Annotated in this window: 16 protein-coding genes; 7 read left to right on the top strand and 9 right to left on the bottom strand. The window is 69.3% G+C overall.

Annotation, left to right across the window (positions count from 1 at the left end):
• Positions 1 to 90: 90 nt before the first annotated feature.
• Complete coding sequence (locus tag QJR12_RS10900; protein WP_300581866.1) at positions 91 to 2,694, top strand: FHA domain-containing protein; 2,604 nt, start codon at positions 91 to 93, stop codon at positions 2,692 to 2,694.
• 86 nt (positions 2,695 to 2,780) lie between these two features.
• Positions 2,781 to 5,078 (top strand): FHA domain-containing protein, encoded by a 2,298-nt coding sequence (locus tag QJR12_RS10895; protein ID WP_300581863.1) that lies wholly within the window; start codon positions 2,781 to 2,783, stop codon positions 5,076 to 5,078.
• Between the two features lie 12 nt (positions 5,079 to 5,090).
• Here QJR12_RS10895 and QJR12_RS10890 read toward each other — a convergent pair whose 3' ends face one another.
• From QJR12_RS10890 to QJR12_RS10875, 4 genes are read right to left on the bottom strand one after another with little or no spacing between them, the layout of a single operon-like run.
• Positions 5,091 to 5,714 carry an ATP/GTP-binding protein gene (locus tag QJR12_RS10890; RefSeq protein WP_300581860.1) on the bottom strand — a complete coding sequence of 208 codons (624 nt, stop codon included), beginning with the start codon at positions 5,712 to 5,714 and terminating at the stop codon, positions 5,091 to 5,093.
• Positions 5,695 to 6,069 (bottom strand): DUF742 domain-containing protein, encoded by a 375-nt coding sequence (locus QJR12_RS10885; RefSeq protein WP_300581858.1) that lies wholly within the window; start codon positions 6,067 to 6,069, stop codon positions 5,695 to 5,697. Before QJR12_RS10885 ends, QJR12_RS10890 begins: the two co-directional genes overlap by 20 nt.
• Before the next feature lie 6 nt (positions 6,070 to 6,075).
• Positions 6,076 to 6,489 carry a serine protease inhibitor gene (locus tag QJR12_RS10880; protein WP_300581855.1) on the bottom strand — a complete coding sequence of 138 codons (414 nt, stop codon included), beginning with the start codon at positions 6,487 to 6,489 and terminating at the stop codon, positions 6,076 to 6,078.
• The gene (locus tag QJR12_RS10875; RefSeq protein WP_300581852.1) at positions 6,486 to 9,314 is read right to left on the bottom strand and encodes an ATP-binding protein; all 2,829 of its coding nucleotides are present in this window, start codon (positions 9,312 to 9,314) and stop codon (positions 6,486 to 6,488) included. The genes QJR12_RS10880 and QJR12_RS10875 overlap by 4 nt, the downstream gene beginning before the upstream one ends.
• A 260-nt stretch (positions 9,315 to 9,574) precedes the next feature.
• Between QJR12_RS10875 and QJR12_RS10870 the strand changes: the two genes are divergently transcribed.
• Entirely contained in the window at positions 9,575 to 10,039 is a 465-nt protein-coding gene (locus tag QJR12_RS10870; RefSeq protein WP_300581849.1) for a tRNA (cytidine(34)-2'-O)-methyltransferase, read from the top strand.
• 3 nt (positions 10,040 to 10,042) lie between these two features.
• Here the strand turns inward: QJR12_RS10870 and QJR12_RS10865 are convergent, their stop codons facing one another.
• Both QJR12_RS10865 and QJR12_RS10860 read right to left on the bottom strand, forming a co-directional pair.
• Entirely contained in the window at positions 10,043 to 10,690 is a 648-nt protein-coding gene (locus tag QJR12_RS10865) for a nitroreductase family protein (RefSeq protein WP_300581846.1), read from the bottom strand.
• A 127-nt stretch (positions 10,691 to 10,817) separates the two neighbouring features.
• Entirely contained in the window at positions 10,818 to 14,105 is a 3,288-nt protein-coding gene (locus tag QJR12_RS10860) for an error-prone DNA polymerase (RefSeq protein WP_300581843.1), read from the bottom strand.
• A gap of 179 nt (positions 14,106 to 14,284) precedes the next feature.
• On the opposite strand from QJR12_RS10860, the gene QJR12_RS10855 reads away from it, so the two are divergent.
• Positions 14,285 to 15,670 (top strand): wax ester/triacylglycerol synthase family O-acyltransferase, encoded by a 1,386-nt coding sequence (locus QJR12_RS10855; protein ID WP_300581840.1) that lies wholly within the window; start codon positions 14,285 to 14,287, stop codon positions 15,668 to 15,670.
• Positions 15,671 to 15,721: 51 nt separating this feature from the next.
• Here the strand turns inward: QJR12_RS10855 and QJR12_RS10850 are convergent, their stop codons facing one another.
• Together QJR12_RS10850 and QJR12_RS10845 are read right to left on the bottom strand one after the other, a co-directional pair.
• Positions 15,722 to 16,579 carry a GNAT family N-acetyltransferase gene (locus QJR12_RS10850; RefSeq protein WP_366526303.1) on the bottom strand — a complete coding sequence of 286 codons (858 nt, stop codon included), beginning with the start codon at positions 16,577 to 16,579 and terminating at the stop codon, positions 15,722 to 15,724.
• Between the two features lie 76 nt (positions 16,580 to 16,655).
• Positions 16,656 to 17,534: a MaoC/PaaZ C-terminal domain-containing protein gene (locus QJR12_RS10845; protein ID WP_300581836.1), complete on the bottom strand. Its 879-nt coding sequence runs from the start codon at positions 17,532 to 17,534 to the stop codon at positions 16,656 to 16,658.
• A 108-nt stretch (positions 17,535 to 17,642) separates the two neighbouring features.
• Here QJR12_RS10845 and QJR12_RS10840 point away from each other — a divergent pair, with 108 nt between their 5' ends.
• From QJR12_RS10840 to QJR12_RS10830, 3 genes are all read left to right on the top strand, one after another.
• Positions 17,643 to 18,356 (top strand): histidine phosphatase family protein, encoded by a 714-nt coding sequence (locus tag QJR12_RS10840; protein WP_300581833.1) that lies wholly within the window; start codon positions 17,643 to 17,645, stop codon positions 18,354 to 18,356.
• Between the two features lie 75 nt (positions 18,357 to 18,431).
• Positions 18,432 to 20,441, top strand: coding sequence for an SDR family oxidoreductase (locus tag QJR12_RS10835; RefSeq protein WP_300581830.1), 2,010 nt, complete (start codon positions 18,432 to 18,434; stop codon positions 20,439 to 20,441).
• A 43-nt stretch (positions 20,442 to 20,484) separates the two neighbouring features.
• Entirely contained in the window at positions 20,485 to 21,546 is a 1,062-nt protein-coding gene (locus QJR12_RS10830; RefSeq protein ID WP_300581828.1) for a nucleoside hydrolase, read from the top strand.
• 77 nt (positions 21,547 to 21,623) lie between these two features.
• On the opposite strand, the gene QJR12_RS10825 is transcribed toward QJR12_RS10830, so the two are convergent.
• Positions 21,624 to 23,168, bottom strand: a complete 1,545-nt coding sequence (locus QJR12_RS10825) for a DNA polymerase Y family protein (protein WP_300582429.1) — start codon at positions 23,166 to 23,168, stop codon at positions 21,624 to 21,626.
• Positions 23,169 to 23,170: the final 2 nt, after the last annotated feature.

The raw sequence follows: 23,170 nt of genomic DNA, 5'->3' as shown, positions 1-23,170 counted from the left end.
AGGTGACGCGGCGCGGTTCGTTCGTAGGCCGCTTGGCCGCAAACCGCTACAGTCGGTGCGGTGAGCCAACCCGCTACAGTTGGTGCTGCAATGAGCCAGCCATCCCCGCCGGTGTTGACGGTCCGCTACGACGGGTCGCAACGCACCTTCGCGGCGGGCCACGACGTGGTGATCGGACGTGACCTGCGCGCCGATGTGCGCATCACCCATCCGCTGGTCTCCCGGGCGCACCTGTTGCTGCGCTTCGATCAGGGCAGGTGGCTGGCGATCGACAACGGATCCCTGAATGGAACCTTCGTCAACGGTCACCGGGTGCCCGTGGTCGACATCCACGACGGCCAGAGCATCAACATCGGCAACCCCGACGGGCCGCGGCTCACGTTCGAGATCGGCCGGCACCAGGGCATGGCGGGCCGGCCACCGCTCACCTCGACCATGCGGATAGTCCAACCGCCCTCGGCGCCGTCGCAGCCCGTGCGCCCGACCAGTGGTTCCTGGGCGCCGGCGCCGCGGCCGCGTCCTACCGCGCCGCCGTCGGCTGCGCCGGCGCCACCCCGGCCGATGTATCCGACCGGCGGCGGGCAGCGGGGACCCTATGGCGCGCCACAACCGGCGCCGGGGACCTGGCGACCACACAGCGCAGCTCCTCCGGCGCCGCCCGCCAGCTATCAGCCACGAACCCAGATGGCACCCGCCGCCGCAAAACCACCGGAAGTGGCCAACCTGGCGACAAAGATGATTCAGGCGCTGCGCCCCGGGGCCGCAGCACCCCAGAAGCCGGCGGGCTCGGCGACCATCGGTCGCGCCACCGACAACGACATCGTCATCCAGGATGTGTTGGCCTCACGTCATCACGCGTTCCTGGTGCCCACGCCGCTCGGCACCGAGATCCGCGACGCGCGCAGCGTCAACGGGACGTTCGTCAACGGGGTCAGGGTCGGGTCGGCGATCTTGAACGAGGGCGACGTGGTCACCATCGGCAACGTCGACCTGGTATTCACCGATGGCACCCTGGTCCGGCGCACCGAAGCCGCGGCGCGCACCGGGGGTCTCGAAGTCAATTCGGTCTGTTTTAGCGTCGACGGAAAGCAACTTCTCGACCACATCTCGCTGACTTGCCGGCCCGGCACCCTTACCGCGATCATCGGCGGATCCGGCGCCGGCAAGACCACGCTTTCCCGGCTGATCGCCGGGTACACCCGCCCGAGTTCCGGCACGGTCACCTTCGAGGGCCATGACGTCCACCGTGAATACGCCTCATTGCGCAGCAGGATCGGCATGGTCCCGCAGGACGACGTGGTGCACCGCCAGCTGACGGTCAACCAGGCGCTGGGGTATGCCGCGGAGCTGCGCCTGCCACCCGACACCAGCAAGGCCGACCGCGCCCAGGCCGTCGCCCAGGTGCTCGAGGAGCTCGAGCTGACCAAGCATGCCGATACCCGGGTCGACAAACTCTCCGGCGGCCAGCGCAAACGGGCCTCGGTGGCGCTGGAACTGCTTACCGGCCCGTCGCTGCTGATTCTTGACGAGCCGACCACCGGTCTGGACCCCGCGCTGGACCGCCAGGTCATGCTGATGCTACGCCAGCTCGCCGACGCCGGCCGCGTCGTGCTGGTGGTCACCCACTCGGTGTCATACCTCGATGTCTGCGATCAGCTGCTGCTGATCGCACCCGGCGGAAAAACGGCGTTCTTCGGCCCGCCCGACCAGATCGAGTCGGCTATGGGAACCAGGAACTGGGCGGACATCTTCGCGAAAGTGGGCGCCGACCCGGACGAGGCCAACCGCCGCTTCCTGGAACGGGAGGGGCGGCGCCGCGAACCGGTGCAGACCACCGCGGCGCCCAGGGATCTGGGTGAGCCGGTACGCACCGACGTGCTGCGCCAGTTCTCCACGATCGCGCGCCGCCAAATCCGGTTGGTCGTCTCCGACCGCGGATATACGGTGTTTCTGGCGTTGTTGCCGTTCCTCATCGGCGTGCTGTCGGCGACCGTGCGCGGCAAAACCGGACTGGGAATCGCCAACCCCATAAGTGATAATCCCGATCAGCCGGGGCAGATCCTGGTGATGCTCAATGTGGGCGCGGTCTTCATGGGCAACGCGCTGACCATCCGCGACCTCATCGGCGAACGCCCCATCTTCCAGCGAGAACAGGCCGTCGGCCTCTCGACCGCGGCGTATCTGGCCGCCAAGCTCGTGGTGTTCTCGGTGTTCGCGATCATCCAGGCGGCCATCGCCACCACCATCACGCTGGCCTACTGGGGCCCGCCGCCTACCGACGCCGTAATGCTTGGGAGCGTGCGCTTGGAGCTGTTCGTCACGGTCGCCGCGACCGCCGTGGCCTCGGCGATCCTCGGCATGGCCCTGTCGGCCATCGCCCGAACCCAAGACCAGATCATGCCGTTGCTGGTGGTGTCGATCATGTCGCAGCTGGTGTTCTCCGGCGGCATGATCTGGGTGACCGACCGCACGGTGCTCGACCAGCTGTCGTGGCTGACGCCCGCGCGCTGGGGATACGCGGCGTCGGCATCCACGATCAACATCGACAAACTGGTGCCGGGCCCGGTCAGCCCCAAAGACCAGCACTGGGCGCACAAGCCGAGCGCCTGGCTGTTCGACATGGCGATGCTGGTGGTGGTGTCGGTCGCCTACACCGGCATCGTCTGGTGGAAAATCCGGCTGAAGCGTCGCTGAGCGGTCCCGCTAATCACCGGTAACGGCCCGGCGAATTCCGCCCGACACGGCGCGAAATAACGGGCCCGCCACCCAATACTGAGGGGGTGACCGCATCCGCTCCGCCGGTCTTGACGGTTCGCTACGACGGCGTCGAACGGAGCTTCACGCCCGGCCATGATGTGGTTGTCGGACGTGACCTGCGCGCCGACATGCGGGTCGCTCACCCACTGATTTCCCGGTCGCACCTGTTGCTGCGCTTCGAGCAGGGCCGATGGCTGGGCATCGACAACGGATCGCGGAACGGCACCTTCGTCGACGGTCAGCGGGTGCCGCTGATTGACATCCATGACGGCCAGAGCATCAACATCGGAAATCCCGAGGGTCCCCGCCTGACCTTCGAGGTGGGACGGCACCGGGGGGCCGCCGGCCGGCCACCGCGGACCCCCGCGGAGCCGCCACCCGGATCCAAGCCCGAGGCCCCACCCGGCTCCGTCACGATCGGTCGGGCCACCGACAACGACATCGTGGTCCAAGACGTCCTGGCGTCGCGCCATCACGCGATGTTGCTCGCCACGCCGCACGGCACCGAAATCCGCGACCGCAGTATCAACGGCACATTCGTCAACGGGGTCCGGGTGGAATCGGCGGTGTTGACCGACGGTGACGTGGTCACGATCGGCAACGTCGACCTGGTGTTCAGCGACGGCACCCTGGTCCGCCGCACCGAGGCCGCGACCCGCACCGGGGGGCTCGAGGTGCACACCGTCGATTTCAGCATCCAGCACGGCCGCAAGCTGCTCACCAACATCTCGTTGACGGCCAGACCCGGCACGCTCACCGCGATCATCGGGGGCTCCGGCGCCGGCAAGACCACCCTGGCCAGGCTGATCGCCGGCTATACCCGCCCCAGCCGGGGCACGGTCACCTTTGAGGGCCACGACATCCACGCCGAGTACCCGATATTGCGCAGCAGGATCGGCATGGTCCCGCAAGACAATGTCGTGCACCGCCAGCTGACGGTCAGCCAGGCGCTGGGGTATGCCGCCGAGCTGCGGCTGCCGCCCGACACCAGCAAAGCCGACCGTGAGCACGTCGTGGCCCAGGTTCTCGACGAGCTCGAGCTCACCACGCACGCCAATACCCGGGTGGACAAGCTCTCCGGGGGGCAACGCAAACGGGCCTCGGTCGCCCTGGAGCTGCTCACCGGCCCGTCGCTGCTGATTCTTGACGAACCAACCTCGGGTTTGGATCCGGCGCTGGACCGGCAGGTCATGCTGATGCTGCGCCAGCTGGCCGACGCCGGCCGCGTCGTGCTGGTGGTCACCCACTCGCTGACCTACCTCGACATCTGCGACCAGGTGCTGCTATTGGCACCCGGCGGCAAGACCGCGTTCTACGGACCACCCGCCCGCATCGGCGCGGTGATGGGGACCACCAACTGGGCCGATATTTTCGCCAAGGTCGGTGACGACCCGGACGCCGCCAACCGGCGTTTCCTGGCCCAAAACCGGCCGCCGCCGAGCGCGGCGCCACCAGCGCCGAAAGCCGAGTTGGGCGCCGCGGCACACACCAGTGTGTGGCGGCAGCTCTCCACGATCGCCCGCCGCCAGGTTCGGCTGATCGTGGCCGACCGCGCCTACTTCACATTCCTGGCGGTGGTGCCGTTCGTCATGGGCGCCCTGGCGCTGGCCGTTCGCGGCGCCACAGGATTCGGACCCGCCGCGCTGGAAGGTAACACCCCGACCGAACCCGCGCAGCTGCTGGTGCTGCTCAACGTCGGTGCCGTCTTTACGGGCACCGCGCTGACCATTCGCGACCTGACCGGTGAGCGCCCCATTTTTCTCCGGGAGCAGGCGGTCGGCCTGTCGACCGGAGCCTATCTGCTGGCCAAGATCGGTGTGTTTTGCGTGTTCGCGGTCATCCAGTCGGCGATCACGACCAGCATCGTCGTGCTCGGCAAGGGGGCGCCGACCAGAGGGGCCGTCGTCTTCGGTGCCACCAAGGCGGACGCCGCCGTTGAATTGTTTGTGGGTGTCGCCGCGACCTGCGTCGCGTCGGCGCTGCTCGGCTTGTTGCTCTCGGCGCTGGCCCGCTCCAACGATCAGATCATGCCGTTGCTGGTGGTGTCGGTCATGACCCAGTTGGTGCTCTCCGGCGGGATGATCACGGTGACCGACCGAAAGCTTGACCCGCTGTCTTGGCTGACGCCGGCTCGCTGGGGCTACGCCGCGACCGCCTCGACCGTCGACGTGCGGGCGCTGATATCCCCCAACCTGTGCCCGCAGGACAGCCACTGGGCACACACCCCGCACGCGTGGCTGTTCGACATGGCGATGCTGGGGGTGTTGTCCGTGGCGTACGCGGTTTTCGTGCGCTGGCAGATCAGGCTCAAGCGTCCTTGATTGCCCCGCTCCTCAGCGGGCCGTTTCGGGCCGCATCGTCGCCGGGGCGAGGGACGCCAGCGAATACTCGCTCACGGCGATCAGCGCGTCGGTCGCCGAGCGCCGGTCTCTGGCATCGATGGTGATCACCGGGACGTGCTCCGGCAGCGTCAGCGCCTCGCGCACCTCGGCTATGGGATATCTTGGCGCACCGTCAAACTCGTTGATGGCGATCAGAAACGGTAGGTTGCGGTGCTCGAAGAAGTCAACCGCGGCGAAGCTGTCTTGCAGGCGACGGCAGTCGACCAAGATGATCGCGCCGATCGCGCCCCGCACCAGGTCATCCCACATGAACCAGAATCGGCGCTGCCCCGGCGTGCCAAACAAATACAACACCAGATCCTCATCCAGGGTGATCCGGCCGAAGTCCATCGCCACGGTCGTGGTGCGTTTTTGCGGGGTCGCCTCCAGCATGTCCACACCGGTGGAGGCGTCGGTCACCATCGCCTCGGTGCGCAGCGGCATGATCTCCGAAACCGCGCCCACGAATGTGGTCTTCCCGACACCGAATCCACCCGCGATGACGATCTTCGTCGAGGCGGGCGCCCGCGCCCCCGCAACCGGGTGGTACCCCCCCTCATAGCGCTCGTAGGCCACGGAGCGTCCTCCCTATGAGTTCACGGCGTTCGTCACTCGTCGAACGGTCGGTCAGCGTCGGCTGCACCCGAAGGTAGCCGGACGTGACCAGATCGCCCACCAAGACGCGGGCGACACCGATCGGCACGTCCAGACGGGCCGAGAGTTCGGCAATCGAAGGACGGTCGGTGCACAGTTGGAGGATCTCGCACCGGATATCCTCGGGGGGCCATCGGGGTGTCGGTGCCGGCTGCAGGGTCTGCACCGGCGCTTCCAAGGGCAGCTCGACGCTGGTGGTGGTCCGCCCGGCGGTCAGCGTGTATGGGCGGACGAGGCTCGCTTCACCCGCGGGTTGCGGCGTCTCATGTCGGCCCATGTCGGCTCACGGCTGCAGATCGGGCTCGGTTCGCCGGGAGGACTGCACCACCCCGCCCACCCGCTCGACCAGCATGGCCATCTCGTAACCGATCTGACCGATGTCACACGAGCCGGCGGCCAGCGTCGCCAGGTGCGAGCCGTCACCGACCCGCATCAACAGGAGATAGCCGTTTTGCATCTCGACTACCGACTGCAACACTTGCCCGCCCTCCAGGAGCTGTGCGGCCCCGGTGGCGAGACTGGCCAGTCCGGACGCGACCGCCGCAAGCTGATCCGCCCGGTCGGGGGCCAGATGTTCACTGGCGGCGATCAACAGACCGTCGACCGACACCAGCACCGCGTGCGCCACCCCGGGCACCTCGCGGGCGAAGTTGGATACCAGCCAATCCAGCGCGTTGTCGGGTGCGAGATGGGTCATTCGTGATCGGGTCCTCGATGGGTCTCGCGGGCATGCGATCGGGCCGCGTGCACGCCACCGAAATGGCTGCTGATGGAGGCGCGGACGGCGTCCGGGTCCGGCAGCGGCGACGCATCCGCCCACGGCCGCCGGGCATGCGATCCACCGTTTGCTGCCACCCGGTTCTCCCGGTGCTGCTCGGGGGCCCGGTGCCGCGCAACCGCGGTGATGGGTGATTCGCCCGATGCTGAAGGCTCCGGCACGGCTGTCCCGGGTACCAGCCGGGCGCCGGGCTCCCGCACCGGCAGACCGTGGTCGGTGTGCGAGCGGATAGGAACGCTCTCCGCCGCGGCCGCCGCCGACCAGCCCCGGTCCCACACCGATTTCCAGTCCAGGTCGCTACTTCGGCCCAGCTCGTGCGGATCGACCAGGTACTCCGCAAGCATCCGCTGATAGATCACATCCTCGGTGGGGGTGTCGGCGGGCCCCGGCCCGGGTTCGCCGCCCCGCGCCGCATCCGCGTCCGGGGCGCCGTCGCGAGCGGCCCGCGGCCGTGCGGAGAAATACCCCGAGGTGTCGGAGACCTGCCGGGCCGCCGGCCGGTCGGGGTGGTGGTGGGCGGGGTGGTCCCCCCCGGGCGGGGGAAGCTCGCGCCGCGGGAGTCGCGGGGCATGCTCAACGGCGTCGCCGGGCGCCGTCGGCCGGGCCGGAAGGTCGGTGATACCGCTGGACCCCGGGTCGCGGCGGGGCAGCAGCCCGGCAGCCGGATGCGGCCCGTTGCGCTTCGATGCGTCCGGGTCGGCGACGGCCACCGCAGAGGCGACGATCCGGCCGTCGGTCCCGGCATCCCGGCCGTCGGTCCCGGCATCGACCGTGGCCGCGTGCCATGGCTCGCTGCTGGCCGCGGCCCGCGGGACGGGGACCCGGTTGCCGGCGGCGCGGCCGGCCAGAACGCCCGGCGGCAAATAGACCTCGGCCGTGGTGCCGCCGGCGCGCTCCCCGGTTGCCGAGCTGCGCAGCCGCACCCGCATACCGTGCCGATCGGCCAGCCGCCCGACCACGAATAGACCCATGTGGCGGGCGTTGTCGGGGGTGACCTCGCCGCCCACTCGCAACCGAATGTTCGCCACCCGCCGATCACCGTCGGTCATCCCCAGCCCGGAGTCGATGATCTGCACCACAACCCCGCCGTCGTTTCGTCGCTCCCCGCACACCCGGACCGACGATTCCGGGGGCGAGTAGCGCAGCGCGTTGTCGATCAACTCCGCGAACAGGTGGACGATGTCGGCGGCCGCGGCGCCGGCCACCGTGCACTCGGGAATCATCGCCGTGTGCACCCGGCGATAGTCTTCCACCTCGGAGGCCGCGGCGTTGATCACCGCGGACAGCGGCATCACCCCCCGCGGGTCGCGGGAAACCCGTGCCCCCGCCAGCACCAGCAGGTTGGCGGCGTTGCGGCGCATCCGGGCGGCCAGGTGGTCGAGCCGGAACAGGCTCTCGAGCCGGCCGGGATCTTCCTCGTTGCGCTCCAGCCGGTCGATGAGCGCCAGCTGCTGATCGACCAGGGAGCGGTTGCGCCGCGACAGGGTCTCGAACATGTCGTTGACCAAAAGCCGCAGCCGGGCCTCCTCGCCGGCCAGCAGCAACGCCTGGGAGTGCAATTCATCGACCGCGTGCGCGACCTGGCCGATTTCCTCGGTGGTGTACACCGGCAGCGGCTCGGGAGCCCGCTCATCGCCGGCACGCACCCGCGCGATCTCGCGCTCGAGATCCTCGTGGGCGACCTTCAGCGCGCCGTCGCGCAGCACCCGCAGCGGCTGGATCAGCGATCGCCCGACCAGCAGCACGATCACCAGGGCGGTCACCACACCGGCCAGCACCAGAACCGTGTCGCGGATGGCCGCATCGCGCCGGGCCGCCGCCTGCTCCCGGACCGACTTCGTCACCGCGGCGACGGTGTCTTTGATCACCCGGTCCGCGATCGCGTCGCTGGTCTGTATCGAGCGGAGCAGCTGGGGGTTGTTGACCAGGGTGCTGGCCGGATCGGACATGATCGCCATCCGGTCCACCATCTGCTGCTGCAGCGTGCGGGCTTCGGGTGAGCCGGCGCCGAGCACCTCACCCAGCGCGTAGAGGGTCGAGGGCTCGGTACCGGCCAGAGTGATCATCGAGACGCGCAACTCCGGCTCGGGAAGGTCGGCTCCCCGGGTGACCAGAAGCTGCTGCATCATCATCTGGCCGCGCACGCCGACCGCGCGGCTCAAACCCGCTGCCTTGGCCCGGACCCGCTCGCTGTCGACACGCACCGACCCGGTGATCGCGTTCTGCGCGGTCATCAGGATCGGCGCATACGCGGTCACCCGCTCCCGCAAACCGATGCTGTCGGACGCCACCTTGTCCAGCAGTGCCTGCCCGCCGTCGAGCACGGTGTTCAACGCGGAGCGCACGTCGGGGGACACATCGGTGTCGGCCAGCCGGGCGCGCAACTCGTGTCGGCGAGCGTCGTAGTTTTTCTTGGCCCCCGCGACGTCGCCCGCACCGGAGTTCGCCAGCACCGCGACATCCAACGCCGAGAGGTACTTCGCTATCGCCGGGACCACCTCGGCGCGCTCCGCGGCCAGTCGCAGGTTGCGGGCATCGGTCACCGCGCCGTAGACCCGCGTTCCGCCGAGAGCCACCGACAGCAGCAGTGGCACCAGCACGATCGCGACGACCTTCCACCGAACCGGCCAATTGCGCAGCGACCAGCCCGGCGGACGGGCACCCGCCCCGGCCTGCGCTGCCGCGGTGGCGGACTCGTCGGTCACCGCCACGGCCTCCTCGGCCGGGCGGGCAAACACCGTCACCGAGCCGCGGCCGGGCTACCGACCGCCCCCGCACGCAGTGTTAGCAAGTCGTTCATGAGACTTCCTGCTCAATCCGCCCGCCCCTGGGCAGATAGGCGAGCGATATACGCCTGGCAATTCGACGAGTATGACAGCCCGCGGCCGGGGTCGCCACCATTGTTACTGACGACCGGGGATCCGCCGAGCGGGCCCGCACCCCGAGAGCCGGGTGTGGCAACTCGCCACCGCCGACGGGTGTGCTCGACTGCCATGATCGATGGGTGTTCCGGCTGCTGTTTTACTCCCCGCGCATCGCACCCAACACCGGCAATGCCATCCGGACGGCGGCCGTCACGGGCTGCGAGCTGCACTTGGTCGAGCCGCTGGGCTTCGAGCTCTCGGAAGCCAAGCTGCGCCGGGCCGGGCTGGACTATCACGACCTGGCGTCGGTCACCGTTCATCCCTCCCTCGAGGCCGCCTGGGAGGCGTTGTCGCCGGCGCGGGTTTTCGCGTTCACCACCGATGCGGCCACGCTGTTCACCGAGGTCGGCTACCGGGCGGGTGACGTGCTGATGTTCGGGCCGGAGCCCTGCGGGCTGGATGCGGTGACCCTGGCCGACGCCCACATCACCGAACGGGTGCGGATCCCCATGCTGGCGGGCCGACGGTCGTTGAACCTCTCGAACGCCGCCGCGGTCGCCGTCTACGAGGCGTGGCGCCAGCACGGTTACGCCGGGGCGACTTGAGGGCTACCAGGTGTTCCAGTGCGTGACCTGCCGCGCCGGCAGCCGCTTGGCGCGCTTGAAGTCGGTGCCCTTGGTGTAGCCGATCGGAAGCAGCCCGCCCTGGCTGTACTCCTCGAAGGGGATCCCCACGATCTCCGCGGCCCGCTTTTCGCCGTCGCCCAGCAGGTGCAGCGTCGTCCAGCACGACCCGAGCCCGCGGGAGCGCAACGCCAGGCAAAAACTCCACACCGCCGGAAACAGCGACGCCCAGAATGACGCGCTCTGCCCCGGCGGTGCCTGCTCCACCCGGCCCCGCAGGCACGGGATCATCAGCACCGGCACCCGGTGCATGTGCTCGGCCAGATATCTCGCGGAATCGCGGATGAGCGGCATCCGCTCGCGGCGGCTGTCCCCCTCGGGGTATTCCGGCGGGGGCAGGCTGAGGTAGCCCGTGGCGTTGGCCAGGTAGATATCGGCGATCGCCTTTTTCTTGTCGGCGTCGTCGACGAACACCCATTGCCAGCCCTGCGCGTTGGACCCCGTGGGCGCTTGCAGCGCTAGCTCAAGGCATTCCATCAGCAGCTCCCGTGCTACCGGCGTGTCGAGGTCAAGGCGTTTGCGGACCGAGCGGGTGGTGGTGAGAACGTCGTCGACGGACAGGTTCAAGGTCATGGCTGGAGACTACATTTTCCAGTTCCCGGCTCCGGTCACCCGATGACCGGCGAACGCGCGCAAGGCGTCACCGGCAGGCTTGCCCTAGGCCACCGTTGCCCAGCCCGGGGTCCCGGTGATGCAACTGTCAGCGAAAGTCCCGTGAGCGGCAGTCAACCGTCAGCCGGATGCCGTCAAGTCTCTCGGCCACGACGGTGACGGCGCCGCTGGCGTTTTGAACCCGGCCGCGGATCACCAGCGCCGGCGCCGTCTGCGCCAGCTTACGGTGGCGCGCCCACACCCCCGGCGTGCAGAGCACATTGACCATCCCGGTTTCGTCCTCGAGGTTGAGAAACGTCACCCCCCGGGCCGTGGCGGGCCGCTGCCGATGGGTCACCGCCCCCGCGACCAGCACGCGCTCGCCGTCGGGCACGCTGGGCAGCTTGTCGGCGGGCAGCACCCCCAGCGCATCCAGATCCGCCCGCAGGAACTGCGTGGGGAAACTGCCGCAGGAGACGCCGGTGGCCCACACGTCGGCGGCGGCCAGCTCCGGCTCGCTCATCCCCGGCAGCGCCGGGATGTGCGGCGACGAGCCCACACCGGGCAACCGGTCGGGCCGCTCCGCGGCCGCCGCCCCGGCCGCCCACAGCGCCTCACGCCGGGACATCCCGAAGCAGCCCAGCGCCCCGGCGGTCGCCAGCGCCTCGGCCTGGGCTTCGGAAAGCCGCACCCGAGACGTCAAATCCAACAAAGACGTGAACGGCCCGTGAGCTTTTCGCTCCTCGACCAGCTTCTCGGCCAGCTTGTCCCCGATATGGCGGACACCGCCCAGCCCCAGTCGCACCTCCGTCCCGGCGTTCTCCAGGGTGGCGTGCGCCAGGCTGGCGTTGACATCGGGGCCGTGCACCACCACGCCGTGGCGACGGGCGTCGGCCACCAGTGACTGCGGGGAATAAAAGCCCATCGGCTGGGCCCGCAGCAGCGCCGCGCAGAACGCCGCGGGGTGGTGCAGCTTGAACCACGCCGAGTAGAACACCAGCGACGCGAAGCTCAGCGCGTGGCTTTCCGGAAAGCCGAAATTGGCGAAGGCCTCCAGCTTTTCGTATACCCGGTCGATCACCTCGTCGGGGGCGTTATGCAGCCGGCGCATGCCCTCGTAGAACCGGCGGCGGAGCCTCTGCATGCGCTCCGCCGAGCGCTTGGACCCCATGGCGCGGCGCAGCTGATCGGCCTCGGCAGCGGAAAACCCCGCGCAGTCCACCGCGAGCTGCATCAACTGTTCCTGAAACAGCGGAACCCCCAACGTCTTTCGCAACGCTCGCACCATCGATGGATGGTCGTAGACCACCGGGTCGATGCCGTTGCGCCGCCGGATATACGGATGCACCGAGCCGCCCTGAATGGGTCCGGGACGGATCAGCGCGACCTCGACCACCAGGTCGTAGAACACCCGCGGCCGCAACCGCGGCAGGGTGGCCATCTGTGCCCGGGACTCCACCTGGAACACCCCGACGGAATCACCGCGGGCCAGCATCTCGTACACCGCCGGCTCGGAAAGGTCGAGCTGGGCCAGATCCACCTCCACGCCCTGGTGTTCGGCCACCAGGTCGATGGCGTAGTGCAGCGCGGAGAGCATACCCAGCCCGAGTAGGTCAAACTTCACCAAACCGATTGCCGCACAATCATCTTTGTCCCACTGCAGGACGCTGCGGTCCTTCATGCGTGCCCACTCCACCGGGCACACGTCGGCGATCGGGCGGTCGCAGATCACCATGCCGCCCGAGTGGATGCCCAGGTGCCGCGGCAGATTCCGGATCTGGGTCGCCAATTCGATCACCTGCTCGGGGATGCCCTCGACGTCGGGTGATCCGGCCGGCCCGTTCCAGCGGCCGATCTGTTTGCTCCAGGCGTCCTGCTGGCCCTGCCCGAAGCCCAGCGCACGGGCCATGTCGCGCACCGCGATCCGTTCCCGGTAGGTGATGACGTTGGCGACCTGCGCGGCATGGTCCCGGCCGTATGTGTCATAGACGTATTGGATGACCTTTTCCCGCCGGTCCGACTCGATGTCGATGTCGATGTCGGGCGGCCCGTCGCGCGCGGGCGATAAGAAGCGCTCGAACAGCAGCTCGTTGGCCACCGGGTCGACGGCGGTGATGCCGAGGGCGTAGCAGACCGCGGAGTTGGCCGCCGAGCCCCTGCCCTGACACAGGATGTCGTTTTCCCGGCAGAACCGGGTGATGTCGTGCACGATCAGGAAGTAGCCGGCAAACCTCAGTTGTGTGATGACTTGCAGCTCGTGCTCGATCTGCGCGTAGGCCCGCGGCGCCCGCTCGGGCGGTCCGTAGCGCCGCAGCGCCCCGGCCCTCACCAGCGCACGCAGCCAGCTGTTTTCGCTGTGCCCTGTCGGCACGCCGAACGGCGGCAGCCGCGGGGCGATGAGCGCCAGCCCGAAGGCGCACAGCTCGCCGAGTTCGGCCGCGGCGGTCACCGCCTCGGGACACCAGGAAAACAGCCGTGCCATCTCCGCACCGGACCGCAGATGCGAGCCACCCAGCGGAGCCAGCCACCCGGCGGCGGAGTCCAGGGACTGCCGGGCCCGGATCGCGCCCATGGCCATCGCCAGCCGGGCCCGTGACGGGTCGGCGAAATGCGCGCCGGTGGTCGCGACCACTCCCACGCCGAAGCGTGGCGCCAACGCCGCCAGCGCCGCGTTCCGTTCATCGTCGAGTGGATGGCCGTGATGGGTCAGCTCGACGCTGACCCGCTTCGCGCCGAACCGGTCCACCAGCTCCGCCAGCGCCGCGGCGGCGGCTTCCGGCCCGCCCTTGGAAAGTGCTTGGCGGACATGGCCTTTGCGACAGCCGGTCAGAACGTGCCAGTGCCCGCCCGCGGCGTCGGAGAGCGCGTCGAAATCAAAGCGCGGCTTGCCCTTTTCACCGCCGGCCAGGTGCGCGGCGGCCAGCTGGCGCGACAACCGGCGATAGCCTTCCGGGCCGCGGGCCAGCACCAACAGGTGCGGGCCCGGCGGATCCGGCCCGTCGGTGCGAGCACCGTGCCCCAGGGACAGCTCGGCGCCGAATATGGTGCGAATGTCCAGTTCTGCGGCCGCTTCGGCGAACCGCACCGCCCCGTACAGGCCGTTGTGGTCGGTCAGCGCGAGGGCGCGCAGATCCAGCCGGGCGGCCTCCTGCACCAGCTCCTCCGGGGTGCTGGCCCCGTCGAGAAAGCTGAACGCCGAATGCGCGTGCAGCTCGGCGTAGGCGACCGGCGAGCGTTCCCTTCGGCCAACGCCCGGCGGCTCGCCGCCCGCGCGCCGGCGCGAGAACGGCGCATCATCGCCCGGCTCACCCACAGGCGGCGCGCCGGCGCGGCGCGGCTTGCCGTCGAGCACCCGCGCCATCTCCGCCCAGCTCGGTGGTCCGTTGCTCCAGCCCACAGCGCCCACAGTGTATCGAATATACGTTCGATTAACGAGGCCGGCCCCGCGGCGGCGCTGCCACACCACCGCAAAACAGCTGTTTAGAAGATTTAATCTTCCGGCTACATCTCGCGGGGGATTGACGGCGGATACTCGAAGCCACTACCCATTCCCACAGGCAACGGTGGTGACCGGTCATGGAGCACCTCAAAACGCTCGACGCCGGTTTCCTGATGGCCGAAGACTCCGACCGCCGCGTGAGCCTGGCGATCGGCGGGATCGCCATCATCGAGGGCTCCGCCCCCAGCGACAACCGGTTTAAAACTGTACTGGCAGAACGGATTCGCGCGATACCCCGGGGCACCCAGGTGCTGCGGACGCATCCCTTCGACGTGGGCGCCCCCAAGTGGGTCGACGATCCCGGCTTCGACCTCGCTCGTCACCTGCGCCGGGTGGCGCTTCCCCGGCCCGGCGGTGACCCGGAGCTGTTTCGGGTGGTCGGAGACGTGTTGGAGCGGCGCCTGGACCGGGACCGCCCGCTCTGGGAATGTTGGATCATCGAGGGGCTGCAGGGCAACCGGTGGGCGATCCTGATCAAGATCCATCACTGTGTCGCCGACGGGATCTCGGCGACCCGCATCCTCACCCGGCTGTGTGACGACGCCGACGGCCCCGTCTTCACCCACCACCTCGGCCCGAGCCGGGCCGCACGACCCCCCGTGCAGCTGCGGCCGGTGCCCGACGCCGCCCCACGCAAGCCGCTCGACGAGTTTTGGCGGGCCGCCGGCGCCGTCACCGCCGCCGCCGCGCGCGCGGTCAGCGGCACCGCGGAAATCGCCGGCGCCCTGATGCGCCCGGCGGGCGGGTCTTCGCTGGTGGGCCCGGTCACCGCGATGCGGCGCTACCGCGCGGTCCGGGTCCCCCTCGCCGACGTCGAGCGGGTGTGCCGCAAGTTCGGCGTGACGATCAACGACGTTGCCCTCGCGGCGATCACCGAGGGCTTCCGGGAGGTTTTGCTGCATCGCGGCGAGCAGCCGCGCGCGAATACGCTGCGCACCCTGGTGCCGGTCTCGGTGCGCCCGCCGGACGCGCTGGAGGAGCCCGGCAACCGCATTTCGATCATGCTGCCGCACCTGCCCGTCGAGCAGGACGACCCGATTCAGCAGTTGCGTGTCGTGCACAGCCGGTTGCGCCGCGCCAAGCAGGGTGGGCAGCGCCACGCCGCCCACGTCCTCGTCACAGCCGCCAATCACGTTCCGTTTGTGGTGTCCTCGTTGATGATTCGACTGCTGACGCGGCTGCCGCAACGCGGCGTCGTGGCGCTGGCGACCAACGTTCCCGGGCCACGGCGCCGGCTGCGGATGATGGACCGCACGGTGGTGCGGTTGCTGCCGATCCCGCCGATCGCGTTGCGGCTGCGTACCGGGATCGCCGTGCTGAGCTACGCCGACGACCTGGTGTTCGGTATCACCGCCGACTACGACGCGGCACCCGATGTGGAGGAGTTGGCCCGGGGTATCCAAACGGCGGTGGCTCGTCTGGAAGCGCTGAGCCGGGAGTCGGTTTTGCTGTTCGCGAAGTAGACCCGCCCGGCCGATCACCCGGGGCTGGAGGGCGTGCCCTTACTCGTGCCCTCAGTAGAGGATGGCCGGCAGGTAGGCGCCGCGTGGGCTGGAGTAGAGCCCGGTGGTCATCAGGGTCCGTAGGTCCACGATCCGCAGGCCATTACGCAGGCACCACCCGAACAGCTCGGCATTGGTGGTGGGCACCAGGACACCGGTGCTCTCGATCCGCTTGGCCGAGGCGATAAGGGCCTTGAGAGCCTCGTTGCACTCCCCGACCGCGTGGTTGTACAGGCCGATCCCGCTGGCATAGCCGGTTATCCGTCCGCCGTGTTCGACGACCATCGCCGTGCCCAGAGAAATGCCGTCCGCAAGCTCGCCGCCCCGGTCGTGTCCGTGGATTGCGCGGCATAAGGTGTTGCAGGCGTCGAGATCGGCCGGGGTGGCCTGACGGACCCGATAGCCGGGGATTTCGACTCGCGGTGGCGGCCCTTGAAGGCAGCCCAGCAGGTCGCGCACCTCGAACCCCAGCGTGGCATACAGGGCCAGTGAACGATTGTGATAGGCGATTTGCAACAGCCGCACACTCGGTGCGCCCCGGGCCGCGCCGCGGCGCATGACGTCCAGCATCAGCCGGCGGCCGATGCCACGGTTCTGCACGGCGGGATCCACCGAGGCCGGGCCGACTCCGCAGACCTGGCCACGCTCGTCGAGGAAATTGCTCCCGACAATCCGGCCCTCGGCTTCGGCGACGACCGAATAAAAGCCCGGGTGCGCAAACAGCTGCGCCAAGGTTTCGATCGCGGCCTCCGGCGTGGGGAAGTCCGTGGGGAAATTGTGCGCGGCGGCGATCGAGCGGAACGCCGAGTAGCAAATCCGTCCGCAAATCCCGGCGTCATCGGGGGTGCCCGGACGCAGCGCGATGTCCATGGGCCAACAAGCTACCCGAGCCGACGTCGTGGTCGACGGCGAACCGTCAATCCTGTTCTGTCGCCAGTTATGTCGCCTATGTCGCCGTGTATTCCGCGGTACCGTCGTCGAGCACCACCCGCGCGGCCCCATCGGCGCCATCGGGCGCGGCCGCCTCGGTGCGAAACACCGCCCGGCCCGGTTGCGTGCGCCAGATCAACGTGGTCAGCGTCTCGCCGGGAAACACCGGGGCGCTGAACCGGGCGGCCATTGAGGTGATGTTGGCGGCGATCCCCTGGGCGAGTTCGGCGACCAGCGCGCGACCGGCGAAACCGTACGTGCACAGCCCGTGCATGATCGGCCTGGGAAAGCCGGCCATCTCCCTGGCAAACCAGGGGTCGCTGTGCAGCGGGTTGCGGTCACCGGAGAGCCGGTAGATCAGCGCCTGATCCTCCCGGGTGGGCAGCGCGATCCGGGCGTCGGGCTCCCGGTCGGGGATGTCCGGTGCGGCCGGGCGCCGGCCCGGCACTCCGCCGAATCCACCGGCACCGCGGATGACCAGGGTGGCGAAGGTTTCGGCGACCAGGGCGCCCGAGTCGGGGTCACGGCCGCGGGCGCGCAGCATGACGATGGCGTTCTTGCCCTCCCCTTTGTCTTGGATGTCGGTGACCTCGGAGATCACCGAGAGCTTGCCCGCGGCCGGCAGCGGGGCGTGCAACCGGATGCCCTGCGAGCCGTGTAACAGCATGGCCCAGTTAAACGACCCGATCTTCGCCGCCGCCCCGAAAGCAGGGCAGCAAATCACCGCATAGGTGGGCAGCACCTGCTGGGTGATGCCGTGGCTGTTCTCGGTGGTGAAGGAGAGGTCCGCGGTGCCGGCACCCACCCCGAGCGCATAGAGCATGGTGTCACGGTCGGTCCACTCGACGAGCATCGGCTCGGTCACCGCGCCGACGGCATTCGGGTCGATCGCCATGCGGGTCTCCTATATCTTTTCCCTGTGATGAGGTTATTCGAGTCATTTTTCTTCACCCAACCGCGAAAACACTCCCCATCATCGCCGTCGGGGAGGCAGGCTATCGCCATGCCCACTCGCACCGTCTGCAAAGCCGCCCTCGCCCTGACCGCCACCCTGGCCGCCACCATAGCCGTGGCCGCCTGTTCCGGCGGCACCCCGCACCCGCGCGCCATCACCCTGACGTTCGTCCGGCACGCCCAGTCACGCAGCAACGCCGAGAACATCATCGATACCGACGTGCCCGGCCCGGAACTCACCGAGGAAGGCCGCGGTCAGGCTCGACAGCTCGCCCACCAGCTCGCCCGTAACGGTTATGACGCCGTCTATGCCTCCAGCATGGTCGAAACCCAGCAGACCGCCGCGCCGCTGGCCGAGGAGCTGGGCAAACAGGTTGAAATCCTGCCCGGCCTGCGCGAAATCGACGCCGGCTGGTTTAATCACAAACCGCAATCGATGGCCAACTCCACCTATCTGTTGGCCCCCAAGGACTGGCTGAACAGCGACCGCCGAGACGCGATCCCGGGATCGGTCGACGGCAACGAGTTCAACAGCGAGTTCAGCGCCGCCGTCCAGAAAATCTACGACAGCCGCCACAACAAGCCGGTGGTGTTCTCGCACGGTACGGCGATCATGATCTGGACCCTGATGAACGTCAAAAACCCCAAGGACAGCCTGCTGGCCAGCCACCCGCTGCCCAACGTCGGCCGGGTGGTGATCACCGGCAGTCCGACGGCCGGTTGGACCCTGGTGGACTGGGACGGCATCCGCAGCTTCAACTGAGCGCCCGCGGTGCGCGCCGGCGGTGGCATCACCCTCGGTTGACGGCCGCGGCCGCCGGCCGTCACCATGGACGGCATGCGTTATCTCGTTACCGGCGGTACCGGATTCATCGGGCGCCGGCTCGTGTCCCGGCTGCTGGCGACCCAACCCGGGGCCGAGATCCGGGTGCTGGTGCGCCGCCGGTCCCTGGGCCGCTTCGAACGCCTCGCCGCCGAGTGGGATGAGCGGGTAAAACCATTGGTCGGCGATTTGACCCAGCCTAATCTCGGGTGGACCGGGGACGGCGTCGGCGACCTCGGGAGCGTCGATCACGTGGTGCACTGCGGGGCGATTGACGACATCAGCGCCGGTGAAGCCGAGCTGCGCGCCGTCAACGTCGACGGCACCCGCACCGTGATCGAGCTGGCGCAGCGGCTGCACGCCACGCTTCACCATGTGTCGTCGATCGCGGTGGCCGGCGATTTCGCCGGTGAATACACCGAGGCCGACTTCGACGTCGGCCAGCGGATGCCGACCCCGTATCACCGCGCCAAGTTCGAAGCCGAGCTGCTGGTGCGCTCGACACCGGGGCTGCGCTACCGGATCTACCGGCCCGCCGTGGTGGTCGGCGATTCCCGCACCGGCGAGATGGACAAGATCGGCGGACCGTATTACGTCTTCCCGGCGCTGGCCCGGCTAGCCAGGTTGCCCCGGTTCATCCCGGTCGTGCTGCCCGACGTCGGGGCCGCCAACATCGTCCCGGTCGACTACGTCGTCACCGCGATGGTCGAACTGATGCACATCACAGGCCGCGACGGCCAAACGTTTCACTTGACCGCACCGAAAAGCATCGGGCTGCACGGCATCTACCGCGCCGTCGCGGAAGCTGCGGGCCTACCGCGGCTGCGCGGGTCGCTGCCGCGAGCGGCGGCGACCCCGCTGCTTCACGCGCGCGGTCGGGCCAGAGTGGTCCGCGACGTGCTGGCCACCCAGCTGGGTGTTCCCGCCGAGATCCTCGACCTGCTGGACACCGCACCCGCGGTTACCTCCGATAACACTCGGGAGGCGTTGTCCGGCAGTGGAATCCACGTACCAGAGTTCACGACGTACGCGCCCCGGCTGTGGCGGTACTGGGCGGAGCATCTGGACCCGGACCGGGCGCGTCGGGATGATCCGGCCGGACCGCTGGTGGGCAAGCACGTCATCATCACCGGCGCGTCCAGCGGTATCGGCCGGGCCTCGGCGATCGCGGTGGCCGAGCGGGGAGCCACGGTGTTCGCGCTGGCCCGCAACGCCGCGGCGCTCGACGAACTGGTTGCCGAGATCCGCGCGAACGGCGGTCAGGCCCATGCTTTCACCTGCGATCTCACCGACACCGCGTCGGTGGAGCACACCGTCAAGGACATCCTGGGCCGCTTCGATCATGTCGACTACCTGGTCAACAACGCCGGCCGGTCGATCCGGCGATCGGTGATCAACTCCACCGACCGGCTGCACGACTACGAGCGGACGATGGCGGTGAACTACTTCGGCGCGGTCCGAATGGTGCTGGCGCTGCTGCCGCACTGGCGGGAGCGTCGCTTCGGCCACGTCGTCAACGTTTCCAGCGGTGGTGTGCTGGCGCGCCACCCCAACTACAGCTCGTACCTGTCGAGCAAGGCCGCCCTGGACATGTTCGCCGACGTGGTGGCCTCAGAGACGGTGTCTGATCACATCACCTTCACCACCATCCACATGCCGCTGGTGGACACCCCGATGATCGTGCCGTCGGCGCGGCTGCACCCGGTGCGCCCGATCAGCGCCGAGCACGCCGCCGCGATGGTGGTACGGGCGTTGATCGAAAAGCCGGTGCGCATCGACACCCCGCTGGGCACGCTCGCCGAGATCGGTTACTATCTCGCGCCGCGGCTCTCGCGGTGGATCCTGCACCAGCTCTACCTGGGCTACCCCGATTCGCCGGCGGCCCGCGGCCTGGTTTCCCCCGACACCGCGGTCGAACATCCGGTGCCGGGCCGGCCGAAACGCCCGGCCCGCGCCGTCCCCCGGATGCGCGTTACCGGGCCGGTCAGAAAAGCGGTCCGTCTGCTGCCCGGGGTGCACTGGTAATCCGGCGATCTCGGCGCGGCTCGCACCCGGTATCCTTGCCGCGGTGAACGTCGCGGCGTTCCCGGTTTTCGCCGATGTGGATACCGGCGTCGACGACGCGCTGGCATTGGTGTATCTGCTGGCCAGTCCGGAAGCCGACCTCGTCGGTATCGCCTCGACCGCCGGCAATGCGGCGGTGCAGCAGGTTTGCGCCAACAATCTCGGTCTGCTCGAGGTGTGCCGTGCCGCCGAAATACCGGTGTCCCAAGGAGCCGACGGGCCGTTGCGGGGTCCGCTGCGCACCGGTGAGAAAACCCACGGCGGGCGAGGTCTAGGGTATGCCGAGCTGCCACCCGGCGACCGCCGGCTCACCAGCTATGACGCCGCCACGGCCTGGGTGCGGGCGGCGCGCAGCCATCCGGGAGAGCTGATCGGCGTGGCCACCGGGCCGCTGACCAATCTGGCGCTCGCGCTGCGCACCGAGCCGGCGCTGCCGCGGCTGCTGCGCCGGCTGGTGATCATGGGCGGGGCCTACGACTACCGCGGCAACACCACGGCGGTCGCCGAATTCAATATCAGCGTGGATCCCGAGGCCGCGGCCGAGGTATTCGCCGGTTGGGCTGCGGTCTCGAACGAGAAAGGGCGGCACGAACTTCCGATTTTGTGCGGATTGGAGCTGACCCGAAAGATCGTCATGACGCCGGAGCTGCTCGCACGGGTGGCGGCGGTCGCCGGCTCGGAAACGAGGTTGCTGAGCCCGGAGGACGAACGTGGCAGCCGCTCGGCGGCCGCCAACCCGCTGATCCGGGTGATCGAGGACGCGATGCGGTTTTACTTCGAGGCCTACCAGGACCGCGGCCATGGATATCTGGCGCATCTGCATGATCCGTTGGCCGCCGCGGTCGCCCTGGATCCGCAACTGGTGGCCACACAGCCGGCGACGGTGGATGTCGAGCTGACGGGGAGCCTGACCCGCGGCATGACGGTCGTCGACCGGTTAGGTTGTTGGGGTCGAAAGCCCAACGCGCAGATCGGTATCGATGTCGATCCGCCGGTGTTCTTCGACCGCTACATCCAACGGGTTGGGCGGTTCGCTCGCCGGCTGGGCTCGCCGAACGGGCACTGACGGTGGCACGTTTGCAGCTTTTTGTTTGCAGTTCTTGGTTTGCAGTTTTTTGCCGTGGCCGCGCCTGTGCCGGCGATTCACTCGTAGCGCCCCTCCAGATACCAGCGGTGCCGGCGGTGGCACAGCAGCAGCGCGGTACCCGGGTCACCCTCCAGAAGCACCTGGGCGCGGGCGATGCGCCCACCCGGGGCCGCCGCACCATCCGGATCCCACCACCGCTCGTCGACCGGCCAGGGTCCGGCCCACCAGCGCAGCCGATCGACTCGACCGTGGGCGATCAGCCGCGCCGGATCGGCGGAGAACATTCCCCGCCTGGTTACCCGCACCGGATGACCCTGAGCGTCAAGCAATTCCACCGGATCGTCGAGCAGCACCGCCGGTGAGGGCTGGGGCAGCTGACCGGGCCACGGCGGGCGCGGGTCGGCTTGGGGCACCGGCGGGTCGCCCAGCGGGGTCAAGGTGATGCGCTCGGCCGGCCCGCGACCCCCGCTGAGCACCGGCACCTGCACCGCCTGCTGGCCGAGCAGGCCCTGCACCCGCACCAGGGCCCGGCGGGCCCGCAGCCTGTCGTCCTCACCGGGGCCGCCCCATAGCGGCAACTGCAGCGCCCCGCCGGAAACCACCTCCACCGCCTGCAGCCGCAACAACGTCACCGGGGCTGCGGGGCAATTTGCAGCGGTTCGATTGTGCAGCCACCCATCCAGCTGCCAGCGCACCCGATCGGCGGTGGCATCCTCCGTCAGCGGCTCGGCGCACCGCCACACCCGGTGCAGCTCTTCGCCGTTGGCGGTGACGGCGTGAATGGCCAACCGGGTGCAGGCCACCCCGGCGGCCAGCAACGTCCGATGCAAGGTGGCGGCCAGCGAGCGCCCGGCGAACGCTGCGGCATCGACCCGGTCGATCGGCGGATCACAGTGCAGCACGGCGTGAAGCTCCGGGGGCCGCGCCCGCCTCGACGGCGCGCGTTCCGGTTCGCCGCGGGCGAGCCGGTGCGCGGCCACCGCATCGGCGCCGAACCTGGAAGCGACGTCGGTGCGCGCCAGCGCAGCGAACTGCCCAATGGTGCGAATCCCCATCCGCCACAACAGATCCGTCAGCTCTTCCCGCCCCGGTCCGGACAAGCTGGGCTCGGTGGCCAGTTGGCGGATCGACAGCGCCGACAGGAACCGCGCGTCTTCTCCCGGCGGCACCACACGGCCCGCACGCGCGGCGAACACCGCGGTGGGCAACCGGTCAGCGATGCCGACCTGGCACTCCACACCGACCGCGGCCACCGCATCGCTCAACCGCTCGGCGGCGTGCCGCTCGGACCCGAAAAAGCGGGCCACCCCACGCACCGGCAACACCAGCAGTCCCGGTCGCAGCACCTCGAAGCGGGGCGTCAGCTCGTCTACCGCCGCGATCACCTTTTCGAAAAAGCGGGCGTCGCGGTCGGTGTCCGCCGTCACGACGTGTAGCTGCGGGCAGCGGGCCAGCGCTTCCCGCCGCCGCAACCCCCGGCGCACCCCCGCCGAGCGCGCCGCCGACGAACAGGCGATCACCCGGTTGGCCAGGCTTACCGCGACCGGGGCCGTGGGGTGCAACCCCGCGGCCGCCGCCGCGGCGACCGCGGGCCAGTCCATGC

Source organism: Mycobacterium sp. (genome assembly GCF_029961025.1).
Classification (GTDB): domain Bacteria; phylum Actinomycetota; class Actinomycetes; order Mycobacteriales; family Mycobacteriaceae; genus Mycobacterium.
This window is presented reverse-complemented; position numbering and strand designations above follow the sequence as displayed.

Excerpts from the sequence above, each read along its gene's own strand:
- QJR12_RS10845 (WP_300581836.1), bottom strand. The coding sequence starts at position 17,534 with ATGGCGATCGACCCGAATGCCGTCGGCGCGGTGACCGAGCCGATGCTC.
- QJR12_RS10855 (WP_300581840.1), top strand. The coding sequence starts at position 14,285 with ATGGAGCACCTCAAAACGCTCGACGCCGGTTTCCTGATGGCCGAAGAC.
- QJR12_RS10850 (WP_366526303.1), bottom strand. The coding sequence starts at position 16,579 with ATGGACATCGCGCTGCGTCCGGGCACCCCCGATGACGCCGGGATTTGC.
- QJR12_RS10840 (WP_300581833.1), top strand. The coding sequence starts at position 17,643 with ATGCCCACTCGCACCGTCTGCAAAGCCGCCCTCGCCCTGACCGCCACC.
- QJR12_RS10865 (WP_300581846.1), bottom strand. The coding sequence starts at position 10,690 with ATGACCTTGAACCTGTCCGTCGACGACGTTCTCACCACCACCCGCTCG.
- QJR12_RS10835 (WP_300581830.1), top strand. The coding sequence starts at position 18,432 with ATGCGTTATCTCGTTACCGGCGGTACCGGATTCATCGGGCGCCGGCTC.
- QJR12_RS10825 (WP_300582429.1), bottom strand. The coding sequence starts at position 23,168 with ATGGACTGGCCCGCGGTCGCCGCGGCGGCGGCCGCGGGGTTGCACCCC.
- QJR12_RS10885 (WP_300581858.1), bottom strand. The coding sequence starts at position 6,069 with ATGGGCCGACATGAGACGCCGCAACCCGCGGGTGAAGCGAGCCTCGTC.
- QJR12_RS10900 (WP_300581866.1), top strand. The coding sequence starts at position 91 with ATGAGCCAGCCATCCCCGCCGGTGTTGACGGTCCGCTACGACGGGTCG.
- QJR12_RS10880 (WP_300581855.1), bottom strand. The coding sequence starts at position 6,489 with ATGACCCATCTCGCACCCGACAACGCGCTGGATTGGCTGGTATCCAAC.